Source organism: Streptomyces sp. NPDC001135, from assembly GCF_053598395.1.
In genome coordinates, this window is the sequence record NZ_JBSFKD010000028.1 from 1 (window position 1) to 20,492 (window position 20,492).

Annotated in this window: 16 protein-coding genes; 8 read left to right on the forward strand and 8 right to left on the reverse strand. The window is 71.8% G+C overall.

All coding sequences use genetic code 11. The features are described from left to right. Window positions 1-153: 153 nt before the first annotated feature. Genes ACWC94_RS29115 through ACWC94_RS29135 form a run of 5 tightly spaced genes read right to left on the reverse strand, consistent with a single transcriptional unit; the run spans window position 154 to window position 5,806 of the window. Complete coding sequence (locus ACWC94_RS29115; protein WP_450800161.1) at window positions 154-1,464, reverse strand: DUF58 domain-containing protein; 1,311 nt, start codon at window positions 1,462-1,464, stop codon at window positions 154-156. Further along, window positions 1,464-2,453, reverse strand: coding sequence for an AAA family ATPase (locus ACWC94_RS29120; protein WP_450800162.1), 990 nt, complete (start codon window positions 2,451-2,453; stop codon window positions 1,464-1,466). The genes ACWC94_RS29115 and ACWC94_RS29120 overlap by 1 nt, the downstream gene beginning before the upstream one ends. Beyond that, window positions 2,453-3,649, reverse strand: coding sequence for a DUF4350 domain-containing protein (locus tag ACWC94_RS29125; RefSeq protein ID WP_450800163.1), 1,197 nt, complete (start codon window positions 3,647-3,649; stop codon window positions 2,453-2,455). The genes ACWC94_RS29120 and ACWC94_RS29125 overlap by 1 nt, the downstream gene beginning before the upstream one ends. Further along, on the reverse strand, window positions 3,646-4,425 hold the full coding sequence (locus tag ACWC94_RS29130) for a DUF4129 domain-containing protein (protein WP_450800164.1): 780 nt from the start codon (window positions 4,423-4,425) through the stop codon (window positions 3,646-3,648). The genes ACWC94_RS29125 and ACWC94_RS29130 overlap by 4 nt, the downstream gene beginning before the upstream one ends. 4 nt (window positions 4,426-4,429) lie before the next feature. Next, complete coding sequence (locus ACWC94_RS29135; protein WP_450800165.1) at window positions 4,430-5,806, reverse strand: glycerophosphoryl diester phosphodiesterase membrane domain-containing protein; 1,377 nt, start codon at window positions 5,804-5,806, stop codon at window positions 4,430-4,432. Window positions 5,807-5,946: 140 nt separating this feature from the next. Between ACWC94_RS29135 and mtnA the strand changes: the two genes are divergently transcribed. The 7 genes from mtnA (at window position 5,947) to ACWC94_RS29170 (ending at window position 14,666) form a co-directional block, all read left to right on the forward strand. Next, the gene (gene mtnA, locus ACWC94_RS29140) at window positions 5,947-7,089 is read left to right on the forward strand and encodes an S-methyl-5-thioribose-1-phosphate isomerase (protein ID WP_450800166.1); all 1,143 of its coding nucleotides are present in this window, start codon (window positions 5,947-5,949) and stop codon (window positions 7,087-7,089) included. A 4-nt stretch (window positions 7,090-7,093) separates the two neighbouring features. Continuing rightward, on the forward strand, window positions 7,094-7,783 hold the full coding sequence (gene mtrA / locus ACWC94_RS29145) for a two-component system response regulator MtrA (RefSeq protein ID WP_187279108.1): 690 nt from the start codon (window positions 7,094-7,096) through the stop codon (window positions 7,781-7,783). 1 nt (window position 7,784) lies between these two features. Then, complete coding sequence (gene mtrB, locus ACWC94_RS29150; RefSeq protein ID WP_450800167.1) at window positions 7,785-9,899, forward strand: MtrAB system histidine kinase MtrB; 2,115 nt, start codon at window positions 7,785-7,787, stop codon at window positions 9,897-9,899. Continuing rightward, window positions 9,889-11,727, forward strand: a complete 1,839-nt coding sequence (locus ACWC94_RS29155) for an LpqB family beta-propeller domain-containing protein (protein ID WP_450800168.1) — start codon at window positions 9,889-9,891, stop codon at window positions 11,725-11,727. The genes mtrB and ACWC94_RS29155 overlap by 11 nt, the downstream gene beginning before the upstream one ends. Before the next feature lie 126 nt (window positions 11,728-11,853). After that, a complete protein-coding gene (locus tag ACWC94_RS29160) occupies window positions 11,854-12,714 on the forward strand; it encodes a ComF family protein (RefSeq protein ID WP_450800169.1) in 861 nt (286 codons plus the stop codon). A gap of 311 nt (window positions 12,715-13,025) precedes the next feature. Continuing rightward, window positions 13,026-13,718, forward strand: a complete 693-nt coding sequence (gene hpf / locus ACWC94_RS29165; RefSeq protein ID WP_450800170.1) for a ribosome hibernation-promoting factor, HPF/YfiA family — start codon at window positions 13,026-13,028, stop codon at window positions 13,716-13,718. 201 nt (window positions 13,719-13,919) lie between these two features. Continuing rightward, entirely contained in the window at window positions 13,920-14,666 is a 747-nt protein-coding gene (locus tag ACWC94_RS29170; RefSeq protein WP_450800171.1) for a response regulator, read from the forward strand. A 10-nt stretch (window positions 14,667-14,676) separates the two neighbouring features. Here the strand turns inward: ACWC94_RS29170 and ACWC94_RS29175 are convergent, their stop codons facing one another. Both ACWC94_RS29175 and ACWC94_RS29180 read right to left on the reverse strand, forming a co-directional pair. Next, complete coding sequence (locus ACWC94_RS29175) at window positions 14,677-15,879, reverse strand: winged helix-turn-helix domain-containing protein (RefSeq protein ID WP_450800172.1); 1,203 nt, start codon at window positions 15,877-15,879, stop codon at window positions 14,677-14,679. A 49-nt stretch (window positions 15,880-15,928) separates the two neighbouring features. Next, window positions 15,929-16,501, reverse strand: a complete 573-nt coding sequence (locus ACWC94_RS29180; protein WP_450800173.1) for a GNAT family N-acetyltransferase — start codon at window positions 16,499-16,501, stop codon at window positions 15,929-15,931. A 252-nt stretch (window positions 16,502-16,753) separates the two neighbouring features. On the opposite strand from ACWC94_RS29180, the gene secA reads away from it, so the two are divergent. Next, entirely contained in the window at window positions 16,754-19,564 is a 2,811-nt protein-coding gene (gene secA, locus ACWC94_RS29185) for a preprotein translocase subunit SecA (protein ID WP_450800174.1), read from the forward strand. Window positions 19,565-19,702: 138 nt separating this feature from the next. Here the strand turns inward: secA and ACWC94_RS29190 are convergent, their stop codons facing one another. Beyond that, window positions 19,703-20,290 carry an Rv3235 family protein gene (locus tag ACWC94_RS29190; protein ID WP_450800175.1) on the reverse strand — a complete coding sequence of 196 codons (588 nt, stop codon included), beginning with the start codon at window positions 20,288-20,290 and terminating at the stop codon, window positions 19,703-19,705. Window positions 20,291-20,492 lie beyond the last annotated feature (202 nt).

Below are 20,492 nucleotides of genomic sequence, written 5' to 3' on the forward strand. Positions count from 1 at the left end.
CCGATGGTACTGCAGGGGGGACCCTGTGGGAGAGTAGGACACCGCCGAACAAATTTTGAGAAAACCCCCGCATCAATCGATGCGGGGGTTTTCTGTTTTCAGACGCATGCTGACGCATCCCCGAAGGGCGGCTGAGCCGGAGCGGACCAGGGGTCAGAGCCGGCCCGCCGCCTTCAGGGCCAGGTACGCGTCCGCCAGGGCCGGCGCCAGATCCTCGGGTGTCGCGTCCACGACCGTCACTCCATGTCGTCGTAGCTGCTCGGCGGTGCGCTGACGTTCGCTCTGGGCCCGGGCCGCCGCGGCGGCCTCGTACACTGCCTCCGCGTTTCCGCGGGCCTCGGCCATGCGCGCGATGTGCGGGTCGGCCACCGAGGCGACCAGAAGACTGTGCCGTTGAGCGAGCTGGGGGAGGACAGGGAGCAGCCCCTGTTCCACCGGAGCCGCGTCGAGCGTCGTGAGCAGCACGATCAGAGAGCGGCGGGGTGCCGTACGCAGAGCCGCCGCGGTGAGCCCGCGGGCGTCGGTCTCGACGAGTTCCGGCTCCAGCGGCGCCATTGCGTTCACCAGGCCTGGCAGAACGTCTCCCGCCGAGCGGCCCTGGACCAGGGCACGTACACGGCGGTCGTACGCCAGGAGAGCCACGCGGTCGCCGGCTCGGGAGGCCAGTGCCGCGAGGAGGAGTGCCGCGTCCATGGAGGCGTCGAGGCGTGGTGCGTCGCCCACCCGGCCGGCCGAGGTGCGGCCGGTGTCCAGGACGAGCAGGATGTGCCGGTCGCGTTCCGGGCGCCAGGTGCGCACGGCGACGACGGACTGGCGGGCGGTGGCGCGCCAGTCGATCGAGCGGGTGTCGTCTCCGGGAACGTACTCGCGCAGGCTGTCGAACTCCGTTCCCTCACCCCGTGTCAGCACGCTGGTCCGGCCGTCGAGTTCACGCAATCGGGCGAGTTTCGACGGGAGATGCTTTCGGCTGGTGAACGGGGGCAGGACTCGTACCGACCAGGGCAGTTTGTGGGCGCCTTGGCGGGAGAACAGGCCGAGTGGGCCGTAGGAGCGGATCGTCACGCGGTCGGCCTGGCGGTCGCCGCGGCGGGTCGGCCGCAGTCTGGTCGTCACGCGCCTGCGTTCGCCCGGCGGGACGGTCAGACGGTGGCGGGACGCCTCGGTTTCGGTGCCGGGCCCCCAGCTGCTGGGCGGCCACCCGTCCCGCAGCTGTGCACGCAGGGGGCGGCGGGAGGGGTTGGTGATCGTGAGCGTGACGTCGGCGGTCTCGCCGAGACGGGTGGAGGTGTCACCGGAACGGGACAGGACGAGCCGTCGTACGGGGGCGGCGAGCGCGTAGTCGCAGGCGCAGGCGAGGGCCAGCGGGCCGTTGACCGCGAGGATTCCCGTCCAGCCGGGTTCCAGGATGCCGACGGGAATCGAGCCGAGGGCCGCGAGGAGGGCGGTGCGTCCGGTGAGGGCCATCAGCGGGGGACCGGGACGTGGGCGAGGAGGGCGTTGATGACGGAGTCAGCTGTCACACCTTCCATCTCCGCCTCGGGCCGCAGCTGGACGCGGTGACGCAGGGTGGGCAGGGCGAGTGCTTTGACGTCGTCGGGGATGACGTAGTCGCGGCCCGTCAGCCAGGCCCAGGCGCGCGAGGTGGCCAGGAGGGCGGTGGCCCCGCGCGGGGACACGCCGAGGGTGAGGGAGGGCGACTCGCGGGTGGCGCGGCAGATGTCGACGACGTAGGCGGTGATCTCCGGGGACACGGTCGTCTTGGCGACGGCGGCGCGGGCGGCTTCCAGTTCGGCGGGGCCGGCAACGGGGCGTACGCCGGCGGCGCGCAGGTCGCGTGGGTTGAAGCCCGAGGCGTGACGGGTCAGGACGTCGATCTCGTCCTGACGGGAGGGCAGAGGAACCGTCAGTTTGAGGAGGAAGCGGTCCAGTTGGGCTTCAGGGAGGGGGTACGTGCCCTCGTACTCGACCGGGTTCTGTGTCGCGGCGACCAGGAACGGTTCGGGGAGCGGGCGGGGAGTGCCGTCGACCGTGACCTGCCGTTCCTCCATGGCTTCGAGGAGGGAGGACTGGGTCTTGGGCGGGGTGCGGTTGATCTCGTCCGCGAGGAGGAGGTTGGTGAAGACCGGGCCTTCCTGGAAGGAGAACTCGGCGGAGCGGGTGTCGTAGACGAGGGAGCCGGTGACGTCGCTCGGCATGAGGTCCGGGGTGAACTGGACGCGCTTGGTGTCGAGTTCCAGGGCGGATGCGAGGGCGCGGACGAGCAACGTTTTGGCGACTCCGGGGACTCCTTCAAGGAGAACGTGTCCGCGGCACAGGAGGGCGACGACGAGGCCGGTCACAGCGGGGTCCTGGCCGACCACGGCTTTGGCGATCTCGGCGCGCAGGGCCTCCAGGGAGGCCCGGGCGGTGCCCGCGTCCCCGGTGTTCCCGGCGTTGTCAGTGGTCGGGGCCATCATGGACGGCGTACCTCTCTTTCGAGGGCGTCGAGTTGGTCGGTCAGTGTGATGAGGGCCGCGTCGTCGCCGGGCGGCGGTCCGAAGAGGAGGGATTGCAGGGCCTGTCCGTCGCCGGAGAGGTGGGCGGACAGGGCGGGGAGCAGGGCCTCGGGTGTGTGCGCCCGGGTGACGGGGACGCCGACGAGGGGGGCGAGGCGGGTGCGTGTGGTGGAGCGAAGAGCGTCGGCGGCACGGTCGCGGGCGTTGGCCTTGCGGTAGAGGCGGGCGCGGCCTTCGGCGGTCTCGGAGGCCCGGATCGCGACGGGGAGTTGCTCGGGTACGAGGGGGCCGAAGCGGCGTGCCCGCCAGAAGGCGGCGAGGACCGCTGCGACGAACAGCTGCAGGGTGCCCCAGAGCCAGCCCGAGGGGAGCAGGTCGAGGAAGTCCTTCCGGTCGCCGGTGTCGGTGGCCGAGGCGTCGGAGAGCGAGGGGAGGTACCAGACCAGATGGGGGCGGGAGCCGAGGAGTTGGAGGGCGAGCGAGGCGTTGCCCTGCTTGTCGAGGCGGTCGTTGTAGAGGATGTCGGGCGCGCCGAGCACGACGGTGTCGCCGCCCCCGGATGCGTCGGGGATGCGGAGCACGGTGGCGAGGCGTGCGCTGAAGTAGCAGGAGTCGGCGTCGAGGTGGGTGGTGGTGTAGCGGGTGCCGCCGGTGTCGGCGCTGCCCGCGCGCTGGGCTTCGGGCAGGGTGCAGTCGGGGGCGAGCGTCGTGCCGGTGCTGGTGGCGGGGTCCGCGGTCACTCCTGGAACCAGTCGCTGCACGGACGAGCTGCCGGCCGCGACGAGGACGGTGCGCCCGCCGGAGGTCGCGGTGGCCTTGCGCAGCCGGCCTTGTTGACGGGGGGTCAGCAGGTCGGGCACGGCGACCAGGAGGGTGGTGTCGGGTCCGGCGGCGGCGCGCGCCGCGCCGAGTGTGTGGACCACGCGCGTGGAGACGCCCCGGTCGGCGAGGAGTTGGGCGACGGCGCGGCTGCCGTAGGGGTCGGCGGAGCGCGGGTCCAGGTCGCCGTGCCGGGCGGTGGAGTGTACGGCCGCCAGGGCGACCGCCCCGGCCAGGATCAGCACGACGGCGAGTGCGATGCCTCGTGTCCGTGTCCACACCTGGCGGACGGTGGGCGCGGTGGAGGTCGTCGGCAGCGTGGCCTCGGCGGTCACTCGGCGGCCCCCTGGTGGGTGCTGTGGGCCGTGGCGGCGGTGCTGTGGGCGAGGGCGGCCCTGGTGCGTTCCAGGTCACGGTCGAGTTCGGCGATGCGGAGGTACGACTGCTCCCCCGCCCGGCGTCCGCCGTATGTCACGTCGTCGAACTCGCGGGCCGCGGCGTGCAGCCGGTCGGTGTGTGCGGGCAGCGTGCGGCCGGCCTCGGCGGCCGCTTCGTCGGCGGTGCGGCCGGGACGGACGTCGAGGAGGGTCCGCTCCTCCAGGGAGCGGACGATGGCCCGCATGCGTTCCTGCACTGCCTGGTTCCAGTGGCCCTGGGCTGCGTGTGCCTCGCTGGCGGCGCGGTGTTCGGCGGCGCTGCGGGGGCGGTCGTCGAACAGGACGGCGGTGGAGGTGGGCTGCCGGCGCGGGGTGCCGAGGCGCCACCACAGGGCGGCCACGACGGCGACGACGAACAGGACGACGACGATCAGGCCGATCGTGCCGCCGGGTGTGGCGGAGGCTGCCGAGGTGAACAGCCGGTCGAGCCAGTGCCAGAACGCGTTCAGTGCGCGCTGGAACAGTCCGGGGTCGTTCTCGTGGTACATCCGCTTGGACAGCTCGCGGCGGGCCGCATCCCGCGCGGGATCGCGCGGGATGGTCACGGGCGGCTCGTCTCCCGAGCCGTCGGCCGCGCGGACGGCCGTGTCCACAGCCCGCAGCAGGCCTCGTACGACCGTTTCACCGGTGCCGGACGAGGCCGCCGCCGTGAGCGCTCCCCCCGTGGGACTCACCGCATCAGCTCCCCGGGACGGGACCGGGGGCGCCGGTGCCGGAGGTCTGGACGCCGGCGGCGCGGGCCAGTTCGAGGTCGAGGGCCTCGCGGCGGATGCGCTGGTCGATGTAGAGGAGCACGGTGACGCCCGCGCTGATCGGCAGGGTGAGTGCGCTGCCGATCAGGGTGCCGATTCCCTGGATGACCAGGGCCGTCCAGCCGGGGTGTCCGCCGCCGCTGCCGAGCAGGTCGTTGATGCCGTCGCCGCTGACGGCGGCCCCGACGACGGTGAAGGGGATGGCGACGAGTGCCTGCACGATCCTGACGATGAGCCCGGTGAGCAGCAGGATGCCGAACGTGCGCCACCAGGAGCCGCGTACCAGCTTCGCGGAGCGGCTCATGGCCTTCACGATGCTCTGCCGTTCCAGCATCAGGGCGGGCGTGGACAGGCAGAAGCGGATCACCAGCCACGTCGTGACGACGGTGGCTGCGAGGAGGCCCAGGGCCAGCAGGCCCGCACCCGCGACCTCGTCGCCGCCGACGAGGACGACGAGAATGCCGGGCAGTGCCCCGGCGCACATGACGCCGACGACGATCAGTCCCAGCAGGAGGATCAGGCCGAACAGCTTCGGGAGTTGCGGGCGTGCGTCGCGCCAGGCCTCGCCAATGCCGACCGGCCTGCCCAGGACGGCGCGGCTGGTGATGGTCGTCAGCAGGGCGGTCGCGATGATCACGGCGATCGTGGAGATCACCGCGACGACGCCGGTGCCGATCATGACGTCGGGCAGGGCGCGGAACACGTCGTCGGGGTTGGCGTCACGGCTGCCCAGCTGCACCTGTGCGACGGCGTCGTTCAGGACGAAGCCCTGCATGAGGACGAGGCTGGTTGTCGTGAACAGAGCGACTGCGAGCGAGATGCCGAGCACCGTGCGCCAGTAGGTGCGCATGGTGGAGACGGCGCCGTCGAGGATCTCGCCGACGCCGAGCGGGCGCAGCGGGATGACACCGGGCTTGGCGGCGGGCGGGGGGCCGCCCCAGCCGCCGCCCCATGCTCCGTAGCCGCCGGGAGGGCCGTAACCGCTGTAGCCGCCGGGAGGGCCTGCGTAACCGCCGGGCCCCGGGCCCATGGGCGGCCGGCCGCCCCAGCCCGGGCCGGGCGGCGGGGGCGGCGGGGTGTGGTTCGGGCCGGGGGCACCGGTGGGCGCGGACCACTGCCCGGGTGGCGGCTGCTCCTTGGACCACTTCACGCCTGGGCCCTGCGCGTTCGCGTCCGGCTGCGGTGCGGGTGGGGTGTCGCCGGGGCGGCGGTCGGCAGGCTCGGTGGGACCGGACGCGCCGGGTTCCCGCCCCTCGGACGACGGGGCGGATCCGGGCGAGGCCCAGCCCGGAGTGTCTGTCATCGAAGCTCCTTCTCGGTGCCCGTCCGCGGTCGCGGCGGCAGGTTGGCAGCCATCGTGCCATGGGGTGGTCACCGGGGGACCGGCCGCGGTGGGCGCCGGATCCCTTCAATTGTCCGCCGGATCCGGGGCAGACTGACCGCATGGCTGATCAGCAGGCGCGAACCGACGGGGACAAGCGGCCGACCGAGATACCTGCGATCCGATGGGAGGAACCACCCGAAGGCCCTGTGCTGGTCCTTCTCGACCAGACGCGGCTGCCGGCCGAGGAGGTCGAGCTGGTGTGCACGGACGCGCCGGCGCTGGTGGAGGCGATCCGTTCACTCTCCGTGCGCGGGGCGCCGCTGCTGGGGATCGCGGGCGCGTACGGTGTCGCGCTCGCCGCCGCGCGCGGCTTCGACGTGGCCGAGGCGGCACTGGCGCTCGAGGGCGCCCGGCCCACCGCGGTGAACCTGTCCGTCGGCGTGCGCCGGGCGCGGGCCGCGCATCAGGCGGAGCTGGCGAGGACCGGGGATCCGACGGAGGCGGCCGGGGCGGCGCTGGCCGCGGCGCGGGCGCTGCACCGGGAGGACGCCGAGGCCAGCACTCGGATGGCGGCGCATGGTCTAGCGCTCCTGGACGAGTTGCTGCCCGGCGGCGGGCACCGGATCCTCACCCACTGCAACTCCGGTTCGCTGGTGTCGGGCGGTGAGGGCACGGCCTTCGCGGTGGCCCTGGCGGCGCACCGCGAGGGGCGGCTGCGGCGGCTGTGGGTGGACGAAACGCGTCCGTTGCTGCAAGGTGCTCGCCTGACGGCGTACGAAGCGGCCCGCAGCGGCATGGCGTACACCTTGCTCACGGACAGCGCGGCGGGTTCCCTGTTCGCGGCGGGCGAGGTGGACGCGGTGCTGGTCGGGGCGGACCGGATCGCGGCCGACGGCTCGGTGGCGAACAAGGTGGGGAGTTATCCGCTCGCTGTGCTGGCGCGCTACCACCACGTGCCGTTCATCGTGGTGGCGCCGGTGACGACGGTCGACCCGGACACCCCTGACGGTGCGTCCATCGAGGTCGAGCAGCGCGCCGGATTCGAAGTGACGGAGGTCACAGCACCCCAGGTGCCGGTGACAGGAGCAGGAGGCGGGATTCCGGTGGCACCCCTGGGGACCCAGGCGTACAACCCGGCGTTCGACGTGACGCCGCCCGAGCTGGTGACGGCCATCGTCACCGAGGAGGGAGCCGTTTCACCCGTGACGGCCGAGGCTCTTGCGGAGCTGTGTGCCAGGTCACGCCAGGTAACGATTAGCTAATGGGATGATGTCGTTTATGAAGGGACGAGTCCTTGTCGTCGACGACGACACCGCACTGGCCGAGATGCTCGGGATCGTGCTGCGTGGTGAAGGTTTTGAGCCGTCTTTCGTAGCCGACGGCGACAAGGCGCTGGCCGCTTTCCGGGAGAGCAAGCCCGATCTGGTGCTGCTCGACCTGATGCTGCCCGGGCGTGACGGCATCGAGGTGTGCCGGCTGATCCGGGCGGAGTCCGGGGTGCCGATCGTGATGCTCACGGCGAAGAGCGACACCGTCGACGTGGTCGTGGGCCTGGAGTCGGGTGCCGACGACTACATCGTCAAGCCGTTCAAGCCGAAGGAGCTGGTCGCCCGGATCCGGGCGCGGCTGCGGCGTTCGGAGGAGCCGGCGCCGGAGCAGCTGACCATCGGTGACCTGGTCATCGACGTGGCCGGGCACTCGGTGAAGCGGGACGGGCAGTCGATCGCGCTGACCCCGCTGGAGTTCGACCTGCTGGTCGCGCTCGCCCGCAAGCCGTGGCAGGTGTTCACGCGTGAGGTGCTGCTCGAGCAGGTGTGGGGCTACCGGCACGCCGCCGACACGCGGCTCGTCAACGTGCACGTCCAGCGGCTGCGTTCCAAGGTCGAGAAGGACCCGGAGCGGCCGGAGATCGTGGTGACCGTCCGTGGTGTCGGTTACAAGGCCGGGCCGAGCTGACATGTCCAGGGACAGCGCCGCTTCGGCTCCCGGCCGGTCCGGGGCCCGTCCGGGGCGGCCTGTCGGCCGGACGGCGGGTGCGCGGCTCAGGAGCCTCTTCGAGGGCGGACTGCTCGAGGGCGGGGTCCAGGGCAGCCCGGTCATCAGGCTGTTCCTGCGCTGGGTGCGCCGTCCGCTGCTGCCGGTGATGCGGCTGTGGCGGCGCAACATCCAGCTGCGGGTCGTCGCCACGACACTGGTGATGTCGCTGGGCGTGGTCCTGCTGCTCGGCTTCGTCGTGATCGGGCAGGTGCGCAACGGCCTGCTGGACGCGAAGGTGAAGGCCTCGCAGAGCCAGGCCACGGGCGGCTTCGCGGTGGCCAAGCAGAGGGCCGACGAGGCGGAGAGCGGTGCCGGAACCGGCGCCGGCGCCGGTGCGGCCGCCGGTGCCGGCACCGCCGACGGCACGGCGACCGTGGACGGCCGGCAGTCGCAGAACGTCATCCAGTGGATGAGCGACCTCGTGGAGTCGCTGTCCAGCGGCGGCGCGGGCGCCTTCGACGTCGTCACGCTGCCCGTCGGCGACGACAGCGGTGGCGGGCGCAGCCCGCGCGGTTCCGGGAACGTCAACCCGACCTCCAGCGTGCCCGCAGACCTGCGCGACAAGGTCAACGGCGGTACGACGGCCGCCCAGAGCTACACCCGGATCGTCTATTCCAACGGCAAGGAGTCCCAGCCGGCGCTGGTCATCGGCAAGCAGGTCAACGACCCCAACGGGCGGCCGTACGAGCTGTACTACCTCTTCCCGCTCACGCAGGAGGAGAAGTCGCTGAGCCTGGTCAAGGGCACGCTCGCGACCGCCGGGCTGTTCGTCGTCGTGCTGCTGGGCGCCATCGCCTGGCTGGTGGTGCGGCAGGTCGTCACGCCGGTGCGGATGGCGGCCGGGATCGCGGAGCGGCTGTCCGCCGGGCGGCTGCAGGAGCGGATGAAGGTCACCGGCGAGGACGACATCGCGCGTCTGGGCGAGGCCTTCAACAAGATGGCGCAGAACCTCCAGGTGAAGATCCAGCAGCTGGAGGACCTGTCGCGGATGCAGCGCCGGTTCGTGTCCGACGTCTCGCACGAGCTGCGTACCCCGCTGACGACCGTCCGCATGGCCGCCGATGTCATCCATGAGGCCCGCGAGGACTTCGACCCGGTGACCGCCCGGTCGGCCGAACTGCTCGCCGACCAGCTGGACCGGTTCGAGTCGCTGCTCGCGGACCTGCTGGAGATCAGCCGGTTCGACGCGGGGGCGGCGGCACTGGAGGCCGAGCCGATAGACCTCAGGGAGGTCGTGCGGCGTGTGGTCAGCGGCGCCGAGCCGCTCGCCGAGCGCAAGGGCACGCACATACGCGTGCTCGGTGATCAGCAGCCCGTCGTCGCCGAGGCCGACGCCCGCCGGGTGGAGCGCGTGCTGCGCAATCTCGTCGTCAACGCCGTCGAGCACGGCGAGGGCAAGGACGTCGTCGTCAAGCTCGCCGCTGCCGGTGGCGCGGTCGCCGTCGCGGTGCGCGACTACGGCGTGGGGCTCAAGCCGGGTGAGGCGACGCGCGTCTTCAGCCGTTTCTGGCGCGCGGACCCGGCACGCGCGCGTACCACCGGCGGTACGGGCCTCGGGCTGTCGATCGCCCTGGAGGACGCGCGGTTGCACGGCGGCTGGCTGCAGGCCTGGGGCGAGCCGGGCGGCGGCTCCCAGTTCCGGCTGACGCTGCCCCGGACCGCGGACGAGCCGCTGCGGGGCTCGCCGATACCGCTGGAGCCCAAGGACTCGCGGCGCAACCGCGGCCTCGACGAGGCCGGGCTGCCCGGGGGAGGTGAGGAGAAGCGGGCGACCGTGCCGGTGCAGCAGGGTGGGGCCCAGGCGCCCGCGCTGCCGCCACGCGCCCCGGTCGCGCCTCGCCCGGGCGCCGCCGGCCCGGCGGCGCTGCCCGGCAACGGCAACGGCGCGCGCGTGGTGCCCCGGCCCGCCGGTGGCACGCAGCGCGCGGACGGCAAGTCCGCCACACCTCCGGCACCCGACACGGGCGCGGCCCGGCCGGATGCGGCCCAAGCGGAGGACTCGACCGAGCCAGGGGAGGCATTTCGTGGGCGCTGACCGCAAGGGGGGCGCCCGGCCCAGGCCGGGACGCGCGGTGGCGTACGCCGCCCTGGGAGCCGTACTGCTGGCCGGGTGCGCCTCGATGCCCGACAGCGGGGATCTGCGGAACGTGGAGTCCACACCGCGGCAGGACACCCGGGTCCGGGTGTTCGCCGTGCCGCCGGCCGAGGGCGCGGGTCCCGCTGAGATCATGCAGGGCTTCCTGGAGGCGCTGACCAGCGACGACCCGGACTACGACACGGCCCGCAAGTACCTGACGTCCGACGCGGCGCGCCGCTGGCGGCCGGAGCGGTCGACGACGGTCCTCGCGGGCGGTCCGAGCATCGAGCCGGACTGCCGTGCGGGCGGCGGCACGGAGCCGACCAGCAGCGTCACCTGTGTGCTGGCGGGCAGCCGGGTCGCGACCGTGGACGCGCAGCTGGCGTACCAGCCGGCCGGGGGTGCCTACCGCAAGAAGGTCCACCTCACGCGGAGCCCCAAGGACGGTCAGTGGCGCATCGACGGGCTGCCCGACGGTGTCGTCATGGGCAAGTCGGACTTCCAGCGCAACTACACGTCCGTCGACAAGTACTACTTCGCCTCCGACACGGTGGTCGGGGCGGCGGGGCAGCCGGTGGCGGTCGCCGACCCGGTGTTCGTGCGCGGCAAGGTGGACCCGATGACACAGCTGGTCCGCTCGCTGGTCGGCGGCCCCTCCCGCTGGCTCAGGCCGGTCGTCAGGTCCAGTTTCCCGACCGGTACGGCCCTGCAGAAGGACGCGTCGGGGCTGGCGCCGGACGACCAGAACAAGCTGACGGTGCCGCTGAACCTCAAGGCGTCCCAGGTCGCGGCGCGCAAGTGCACCGAGATGGCGACGCAGGTGCTGTTCACGTTGCGGAACCTGGCGCCGACGCTGGAGTCCGTGGAGTTGCAGGGCGTCGGCGGGCACCGGCTGTGCGACCTGAGCGAGGAGCGCGCGGAGACCGTCGCGTGGCGGGGGTCGGCCAAGAGCCCCGAGAACCTGTACTTCCTCGACGGCAAGCACCGGCTGGTGCGGATACCGACGGGGAGCACGAGCACCAGCGCCGTTCCGGTGCCGGGTCCGCTCGGCGAGGGCGACAGGGCGCTCGATTCGGTGGCCGTGTCGCGGGACGAGCACACCGCGGCCGGCGTGGGCGACCAGGGCAGGTCGTTGTACGTGACGTCGCTGGCGTCGGGCGGTTCGCTGGGGGACGCGCTGGTGACCAGCCAGGGTCCGACCCCGGCCGACCGGCTGACGACGCCGAGCTGGGACGCCCGCGGCGACCTGTGGGTGGCCGACCGTGACCCGCACCGCAGGCGGCTGTACGTCATGGAGCAGGGCGTCGCCAAGCCGCAGGAGGTCGCGATCCCGGACCTGTCCGGCCAGATCCAGGATGTGCGGGTCGCGGCCGACGGGGTGCGGATCGCGCTCGTCGTGACGAAGGGCGACAAGCGGTCCCTGCTCATCGGCCGGATCCAGCGCGACGACGGGACCGGGCAGGGCACGTCGGTCGTGGAACTGCGGTCGGCCGCACCCGACTTGGAGCAGGTCGGCGCCCTGTCGTGGGCCGGGGACAGCAGGCTGCTCGTCGTCGGCCGGGAGCAGGGCGGCGTGCTGCAGATGCGGTACGTCCAGGTCGACGGCTCCACGCTCGACGGTCCGGCGCCGGGCGCGCTCACCGGCGTGAAGTCGATCGCCGCGTCCGAGGACGAGCGGGTGCCGCTGGTCGCCTACTCGGAGGACGACGGGATCGTACGGCTGCCGTCCGGGTCGCAGTGGCAGAAGGTGGACAAGGACGGCTCGGCACCGGTCTATCCGGGCTGACCACCGTGCCGCGCACCGCCCGTTCCCCCGTGTGGGGGATGGGCGGTGCGCGCTTTTGCGGGGTTGTCCACAGGCGGTTGTCCACAGGGGTGGCCGGGTGGCGTCGGCATTGGCACAGTGGTGGACATGCGGGGGTGGTGGCGAGACCTCACCGACCTGGTGCTGCCGGCCGAGTGCGCGGGCTGCGGGGCACCTCGTACGGTGCTTTGCCCGCGCTGCCGGGCCGCGCTGTGCGGTCGCGTGCCGCGGCGGGTGCGGCCGGTGCCGGAGCCGGACGGGCTGCCGGTGGTGCATGCGGCGGCTCCGTACGCGGAGGAGGTGCGCACGCTCCTCCTCGCCCACAAGGAGCGGGGCGCGCTGGCTCTCACGGGAGAGCTGGGCGCCGCTCTGGCGGGGGCTGTGCGGGCGGGGCTCGGCGGGCGCGGTGCCGACGGCGGTGCCGGGGAGTCCGGGACCGTCCTGCTCGTTCCCGTGCCGTCCGCCCGGTGGGCGGTTCGGGCGCGCGGGCACGATCCGGTGCGGCGGATGGCGCTCGCGGCGGCCGGGGAGCTGCGGCGCACCGGGACGCCGGCCGGGGTGGCCGCCGTGCTGCGCCAGCGGCGTCCGGTGGCGGACCAGGCCGGGCTGGACGCACGGCGACGTCTCGCGAACCTCGCGGGCGCGCTGGAGGTGACGGCGGGCGGCGCCCGGCTGCTCGGCTCCGGCCCCGTCGTGCTCGTCGACGACCTGATCACGACGGGCGCCAGCCTCGCGGAGGCGGCACGGGCCGTCCGGGACGTGGCAGAGGAGCGAAGTCGAGTGAGAACGGCCGTGTACGGGGCCGTAACTCGGGAAGGAAGGGATGAACAACGGATCGGAGCACGGACGGAGCGCGAGAAGTGGGTGCATGGTGCACCGGAAAAGGCGTCGCCGAACGGCCTCTGGCATGCGCTCCGTGCAGCCGTGGTCGCCGCTCCGCGGGATTCTTTCGAAATAAACAGGAACTGACCGCCGACCTGCGTCGTTGCAGGTAGCGAGAGGGTAATTCAGCTGAACGGAGGTACGCCGGAGTAGAGGGTGACGACATCCGTCCGGGCGAGATATGTTCGGTTGTGAGGAAAGGCGCAGGCCACACCTCTCATATCGGAATGCCGTGCCACGGGTTTTCCGCAATCACCCGTGCCGGTGGGGTGGAGATCTCGCCCATGGGGGAGGAGGAGGTGGAAGTCACCGAGTCCGAGGTCCGGTGGTCACCGGACCTGGTGCGAAAGGGAGATGCTCCGCCGAGCGGGCGGAGCGATCCGGGAACGGAGTTCTGCGTGGACATCGTCGTCAAAGGCCGCAAGACCGAGGTGCCCGAGCGGTTCCGCAAGCACGTGGCCGAGAAGCTGAAGCTGGAGAAGATCCAGAGGCTCGATGCCAAGGTGATCAGCCTCGACGTCGAGGTGTCCAAGGAGCCGAACCCCCGACAGGCCGACCGTTGCGATCGAGTGGAGATCACGCTCCGCTCCCGCGGTCCGGTGATCCGGGCGGAGGCAGCGGCCAGCGATCCGTACGCGGCACTCGACCTGGCGGCGGAGAAGCTGGACGCCCGGTTGCGCAAGCAGCACGACAAGCGATTCTCGCGCCGGGGCGCACGCCGGATCTCGGCGGCCGAGGTTGCCGATCACGTCCCGGGCGCGGCGACGCTGAACGGCACCGGCCTTCCCGTCCAGGAGGAAGAGGCGGAGGGAGTGCCGACGAAGAAGATCGGCTCGCTGGAGGTCAAGGGTGACGGCCCCCTCGTCGTCCGCGAGAAGACCCACGTCGCCTCCCCGATGAGCCTCGACCAGGCCCTCTACGAGATGGAGCTGGTCGGCCACGACTTCTACTTGTTCGTCGACGCGGAGACGAAGGAACCGAGCGTCGTCTACCGGCGGCACGCCTACGACTACGGCGTGATCCACCTCAGCACGGATCCGATGGTCGCCGAGGCGCAGGCCCCCGCGGCGGGTGGCACGCTGGGCGGCTGACATCCGGCCCCAGCAGATCCGGTGCCCCTGGGAGCGCGTGTGCGCCCCCAGGGGCACCTGTGTGCGACCACTTCACGCCCCGCACGTCACCTCTGTGCCGCCCGGGCATGAAATCATGGCCGGACCGGCCCAACCGGTGGGCCGCTGCCTTGGGTTGGCGATGGCACAGGACCACGGGCCACAGCCTCAGGGGGAGGAACGATGGCGGACACCTTCGGACCGATGCGGGACGGGGATGGCGACGACGGTGTCATCGGCATGCGGCCGGACGCGGGCGCCGTACGCGCGGAGCCGATCAGAGTCCTGGTCGTGGACGATCACGCCCTCTTCCGGCGCGGCCTGGAGATCGTGCTCGCGGCCGAGGAGGACATCCAGGTCGTCGGCGAGGCCGGCGACGGCGCCGAGGCCGTGGACAAGGCCGCCGACCTGCTGCCCGACATCGTGCTGATGGACGTCCGCATGCCCAAGCGCGGCGGGATCGAGGCCTGCACCTCCATCAAGGAGGTCGCTCCCAGCGCGAAGATCATCATGCTGACGATCAGCGACGAGGAGGCCGATCTCTACGACGCGATCAAGGCGGGGGCGACCGGATACCTCCTGAAGGAGATCTCCACGGACGAGGTGGCGACCGCCATTCGCGCGGTGGCCGACGGGCAGTCCCAGATCAGCCCGTCCATGGCGTCCAAGCTCCTCACCGAGTTCAAGTCGATGATCCAGCGCACCGACGAACGCCGGCTGGTGCCCGCGCCGCGGCTGACCGACCGGGAGCTGGAGGTCCTCAAGCTCGTCGCCACCGGGATGAACAACCGGGACATCGCCAAGGAACTGTTCATCTCGGAGAACACCGTGAAGAACCACGTCCGCAACATCCTGGAGAAGCTCCAGCTGCACTCCAGGATGGAAGCCGTGGTCTACGCGATGCGGGAGAAGATCCTCGAGATCCGTTAGCGGCGGCGGACTAGGCCAGGGTGCGGGCGAGTTCGCTGGTCAGGGCCTCGCGCAGGGCGGGTGGGTCCACCCGCTCCACCCGGACGTCCGTGCAGTCCACCCAGGTCGCCGCCTCGACCAGGGCCTGGGCGACCGCCGGAACCGCCTTGGGGCCGTCCAGGGTGACCTGCTTGGCCACCAGCGTGCGGCCCTCGCGGGCCGGGTCGACCCGCCCGACCAGCCGGCCGCCCGCGAGCACCGGCATCGCGAAGTAGCCGTAGACCCGCTTCGGCCTGGGCACGTACGCCTCCAGGCGGTGGGTGAAGCCGAAGATGCGCTCCGTGCGCGCCCGCTCCCAGACCAGCGAGTCGAACGGCGACAGCAGCGTGGTCCGGTGACGCCCGCGTGGCGCCGTGGCAAGGGCCGCCGGGTCCGCCCAGGCCGGCTTCCCCCAGCCCTCGACCTCGACCGGCACCAGCCCCGAGTCGGCGATGACCGCGTCCACCTGTTCGCCCTTGAGGCGGTGGTAGTCGGCGATGTCCGCGCGTGTGCCGACGCCGAGGGACTCGCCGGCCAGCCGGACCAGACGGCGCAGGCACTCGCCGTCGTCCAGCTCGTCGTGCAGCAGCGCGTCCGGGACGGCGCGCTCGGCGAGGTCGTACACCCGCTTCCAGCCGCGCCGCTCGACGCACACCACCTCGCCGTACATCAGCGCGCGCTCCACGGCGACCTTGGTGCCGGACCAGTCCCACCACTCGTTCGTCTTCTTCGCGCCGCCCAGTTCCGTGGAGGTCAGCGGGCCCTCCGCGCGCAGTTGCTTGATGACCTGGTCGTAGGCGCCCTCGGGCAGCGCGTGGTTCCAGTGCGGGCGGTCCCGGTAGGCGCGGCGGCGGAAGGCGAAGTGCGGCCACTCCTCGATGGGCAGGATGCACGCCGCGTGCGACCAGTACTCGAAGGCGTGCGGGCGCGCCGCCGACACGCCGGTGGACGCGCCCTTCCAGTAGGCGGCTTCGACCGTCTTGCGGCCGACCGCGCCGAGCCGGGCGTAGGGCACGAGTTCGTGGGAGCGGGCGAGGACCGAGATCGTGTCGAGCTGGACCGCGCCGAGGTGGCGCAGCACCCCCCGGACTCCGGCCCGCCGGTCGGGCGCGCCGAGGAAGCCCTGGGCGCGCAGGGCGATACGGCGGGCGTCGTCCGCGGTGAGGGTGGTGGTCGGGCGCGGCAGGGTCGTCATGCCCCGGACGATAGAGGGTGCCACTGACAGTCCCCGGCGACCTGCGGTTTCACCGGACGCGCGCGGGCAGGTACGGCGCCGTGGACGGCAGGCCGAGGTCCGAGGGGAGCAGGGAGCCGACCCAGCAGTCCCGGCGTACGCCCTTGTTGTTGAGCGCGGAGCGCAGGGTGCCCTCGATGGTGAAACCCGCGCGTTCGGCCACCGCGCGGGAGGCGTGGTTGCCGACCTCGGCACGCCACTCGACCCGGTCGACACCGAGCTCGGTGAAGATCCACCGGCAGGCGGTGAGTGTGGCCTCGGTGACGTACCCGTGGCCGCGATGCTTCTCGGCCGCCCAGAAGCCGACCTCCGCCACGCCGAGCGAGCGCATGGTGAGACTGAGCATGCCGGCGAGTTCCCCGGCGGTGAGGAAGACGCCGAAGGTGAACATCGAACCCTCTGCCCAGCCGTCGGGGACCAGCTGCTCGGTGAAGCCGCTCGCGTGCTCGGGCAGATACGGCGACGGCACGGTGGTCCAGCGCTGGATGTCGGCGTCCTGCACGGCGTCGTGCACCGCCTGCGTGTCGTGCGGGCCTACCGTGCGCAGGACCAGGCGGTCCGTGGTGAGTGTGACGGGTTCCATCGGCCGATTGTGCTCGGCGGCACGCGGTCGGGCCATCGGTTTTCGCCATGCGTGAGCACACGATCACAGTTCGCGCAAATCCTCGCGCCGATGCGGCACTATCGCCGTGGCCCGTCCGTTGTCCTGGGTGAAGCAGCCGTCGGGCCGCCAGGCCTCCCGGCCCAGCCGGGTCCTCGCATACGATGGCCGTTGCTCAGTATGTCCAATGGAAACCGACCGTCCCAGGCCCGACCGGCAAGGAGACAAACCCCCGTGTCCGTCCTCTCGAAGATCATGCGTGCAGGCGAAGGCAAGATCCTGCGCAAGCTGCACCGCATCGCGGACCAGGTCAACTCCATCGAAGAGGACTTCGTCGACCTCTCCGACGCCGAGCTGCGAGCCCTCACCGAGGAGTACAAGCAGCGCTACGCCGATGGTGAGAGCCTGGACGACCTGCTCCCCGAGGCGTTCGCCACCGTCCGCGAGGCCGCCAAGCGCGTCCTCGGCCAGCGGCACTACGACGTGCAGCTGATGGGTGGCGCCGCCCTCCACCTCGGCTACGTCGCCGAGATGAAGACCGGCGAGGGCAAGACCCTCGTCGGCACCCTGCCCGCGTATCTGAACGCCCTGTCCGGAGACGGCGTCCACATCGTCACGGTCAACGACTACCTGGCCGAGCGCGACTCGGAGATGATGGGCCGCGTCCACAAGTTCCTGGGCCTGGACGTCGGCTGCATCCTCGCCAACATGACGCCGGCCCAGCGCCGCGAGCAGTACGCGTGCGACATCACCTACGGCACGAACAACGAGTTCGGCTTCGACTACCTGCGCGACAACATGGCGTGGTCGAAGGACGAGCTGGTGCAGCGCGGCCACAACTTCGCGATCGTCGACGAGGTCGACTCCATCCTGGTCGACGAGGCCCGTACGCCGCTGATCATCTCCGGCCCGGCCGACCAGGCCACCAAGTGGTACGGCGACTTCGCCAAGCTCGTGCTGCGCCTGAAGAAGGGCGAGGCGGGCAACCCCCTCAAGGGCCTCGAGGAGACCGGCGACTACGACGTCGACGAGAAGAAGCGCACGGTCGCCATCCACGAGTCCGGTGTCTCCAAGGTCGAGGACTGGCTGGGCATCGACAACCTCTACGAGTCGGTGAACACCCCGCTCGTGGGTTACCTGAACAACGCCATCAAGGCCAAGGAGCTCTTCAAGCGCGACAAGGACTACGTCGTCATCGACGGCGAGGTCATGATCGTCGACGAGCACACCGGCCGTATCCTCGCCGGCCGCCGCTACAACGAGGGCATGCACCAGGCGATCGAGGCGAAGGAAGGGGTGGACATCAAGGACGAGAACCAGACGCTCGCCACGATCACCCTGCAGAACTTCTTCCGCCTCTACAACAAGCTCTCCGGCATGACCGGTACGGCGATGACCGAGGCCGCCGAGTTCCACCAGATCTACAAGCTCGGCGTGGTCCCGATCCCGACGAACAGGCCGATGGTCCGCAAGGACCAGTCGGACCTGATCTACCGCACCGAGGTCGCCAAGTTCGAGGCGGTCGTCGACGACATCGCCGAGAAGCACGAGAAGGGCCAGCCGATCCTCGTCGGCACGACGTCCGTCGAGAAGTCGGAGTACCTCTCGCAGCAGCTGTCCAAGCGCGGTATCCAGCACGAGGTGCTCAACGCCAAGCACCACGAACGCGAGGCGTCGATCGTCGCCCAGGCCGGCCGCAAGGGCGCGGTGACCGTGGCCACCAACATGGCCGGCCGTGGTACGGACATCAAGCTCGGCGGCAACCCCGAGGACCTCGCCGAGGCGGAGCTGCGCCAGCGCGGCCTCGACCCCGAGGAGCACATCGAGGAGTGGGCGCACGCCCTGCCCGCCGCCCTGGAGAAGGCCGAACAGGCCGTCAAGGCGGAGAAGGAGGAGGTCGAGGAGCTCGGCGGCCTCTACGTCCTCGGCACCGAGCGGCACGAGTCGCGGCGCATCGACAACCAGCTGCGCGGTCGTTCCGGCCGTCAGGGCGACCCCGGCGAGTCCCGCTTCTACCTGTCGCTCGGCGACGACCTGATGCGCCTGTTCAAGGCCCAGATGGTGGAGCGCGTGATGTCCATGGCCAATGTGCCGGACGACGTGCCGATCGAGAACAAGATGGTCACGCGCGCGATCGCGTCCGCGCAGTCGCAGGTCGAGCAGCAGAACTTCGAGACCCGTAAGAACGTTCTGAAGTACGACGAGGTGCTCAACCGGCAGCGCGAGGTCATCTACGGCGAGCGCCGGCGCGTCCTGGAGGGCGAGGACCTGCACGAGCAGGTCCAGCACTTCATGGACGACACGATCGACGCGTACGTCGCCGCCGAGACCGCCGAGGGCTTCCCGGAGGACTGGGACCTGGACCGGCTGTGGGGCGCCTTCCGGCAGCTGTACCCGGTGAAGGTCACCGTCGAGGAGCTGGAGGAGGCCGCCGGCGACCGGGCGGGTCTCACCGCGGAGTTCATCTCCGAGTCCATCAAGGAGGACATCCACGAGCAGTACGAGGCCCGGGAGGCCCAGCTCGGCTCCGAGATCATGCGGGAGCTGGAGCGCCGGGTCGTGCTGTCGGTCCTCGACCGCAAGTGGCGTGAGCACCTCTACGAGATGGACTACCTCCAGGAGGGCATCGGCCTGCGCGCGATGGCGCAGAAGGACCCGCTGGTCGAGTACCAGCGCGAGGGCTTCGACATGTTCACCGCGATGATGGACGGCATCAAGGAGGAGTCCGTCGGCTACCTGTTCAACCTGGAGGTCCAGGTCGAGCAGCAGGTCGAGGAGGTCCCGGTCGAGGAGGCGGAGCCGGTCGGCGAGGGTGTCCACGACACGGTTCCGGCGCAGGCCGGGGCGCGTCCGGAGATCCGTGCGAAGGGGCTGGACGTTCCCCAGCGGCGGGATCTGCACTTCTCGGCGCCCACCGTGGACGGTGAGGGCGGCATCGTGGAGCGTGACCTCGAGGACGACGAGCCGGTGCGGTCCGAGTCGGACGGGCTGACCCGGGCCGAGCGGCGGCGTCAGGCCAAGGGCGGGCGGCGTCGTAAGAAGTAGCGGCTTGCCTGCGGCGCTTTGACCGTGCCGAAGGGCCGGGTTCCTTTGGGGCCCGGCCCTTCGGCGTTGTGTGTTCCCGGATGCCCCGCGCCTGCGGCTGGGCGGGGTCTCGCCGGCCCGCAGGTGTGTGTGGGGCTGTCAGGGGTGGTTGCCGGTTTCCACCGCTGTGCAGCGCCAGCGGAGGTCCCGGCCGAGTTCCAGGCGGAAGGCCAGGGCGCGGAGCCGGTCGCCGGCGCTGATGCGGGCGAAGACCTCCAGGGCGCCGTCGCGCGGGACGTAGTAGCCGATGTCGTGAACGCGGGGGCGGGAGCCCCGCGTGCGCAGGGGGCTGCGTTCGGCGAGGCGGATGAGGTCGTCGTAGGCGCGGCCGGCGGTGTGGCGGAGCATCCAGTGGACGGGCCGCTGACCGCTCAGGACGGCCAGCAGACGGTCGGCGAAGAGGTCGGTGGGGCGGGGCTGTCGTAGGGGCGTTCGGGACGCTGCGGGGGCTGCTTCCGGCGCAGTGGGCGGGCGGGTGAGGGCCGGCTCCGGGCTCGTGGCCGGGCGGGTGCCGGCCGGCTGCGGGTGGTCGGTCGCCCGCCGGGCCGTCGGACGGCGGGACGGGACCCTGGGTGGGGCTCCCGCCGGGCGGCGGGTGTCGTGGCGGGTGGGCGGGCGGTGGCGCGGGCGGGGCTGGGAGGTGCGGCTCGTCGCCTTGTCCGTGGTGCGGCTCATGACCTTGTTCATGGGGTCCCCGTTCGGCGGCCCGATCGATACCGGGCGGTAACTCGCTGGTGGGGATCTTGTACGGGGGCCGGTGGCGGGGTGGCAAGGACGGCGGAGCGAGCTCGGAAGGGGGCCGGAGGTTCACCTATCCGGGGGACGCGGGACGGGCCGACCGCTGTGATGCGGCGGGTGCCCCGGGTGAATTCGCGGCACGGGGTCGACG

Coding starts and splice junctions, on each gene's coding strand:
- ACWC94_RS29115 (WP_450800161.1), bottom strand. CDS start 1,464: ATGGCCCTCACCGGACGCACCGCCCTCCTCGCGGCCCTCGGCTCGATT.
- ACWC94_RS29120 (WP_450800162.1), bottom strand. CDS start 2,453: ATGGCCCCGACCACTGACAACGCCGGGAACACCGGGGACGCGGGCACC.
- ACWC94_RS29135 (WP_450800165.1), bottom strand. CDS start 5,806: ATGACAGACACTCCGGGCTGGGCCTCGCCCGGATCCGCCCCGTCGTCC.
- mtnA (WP_450800166.1), top strand. CDS start 5,947: ATGGCTGATCAGCAGGCGCGAACCGACGGGGACAAGCGGCCGACCGAG.
- mtrA (WP_187279108.1), top strand. CDS start 7,094: ATGATGTCGTTTATGAAGGGACGAGTCCTTGTCGTCGACGACGACACC.
- mtrB (WP_450800167.1), top strand. CDS start 7,785: ATGTCCAGGGACAGCGCCGCTTCGGCTCCCGGCCGGTCCGGGGCCCGT.
- ACWC94_RS29160 (WP_450800169.1), top strand. CDS start 11,854: ATGCGGGGGTGGTGGCGAGACCTCACCGACCTGGTGCTGCCGGCCGAG.
- ACWC94_RS29170 (WP_450800171.1), top strand. CDS start 13,920: ATGGCGGACACCTTCGGACCGATGCGGGACGGGGATGGCGACGACGGT.
- ACWC94_RS29175 (WP_450800172.1), bottom strand. CDS start 15,879: ATGACGACCCTGCCGCGCCCGACCACCACCCTCACCGCGGACGACGCC.
- ACWC94_RS29180 (WP_450800173.1), bottom strand. CDS start 16,501: ATGGAACCCGTCACACTCACCACGGACCGCCTGGTCCTGCGCACGGTA.
- ACWC94_RS29190 (WP_450800175.1), bottom strand. CDS start 20,290: ATGAACAAGGTCATGAGCCGCACCACGGACAAGGCGACGAGCCGCACC.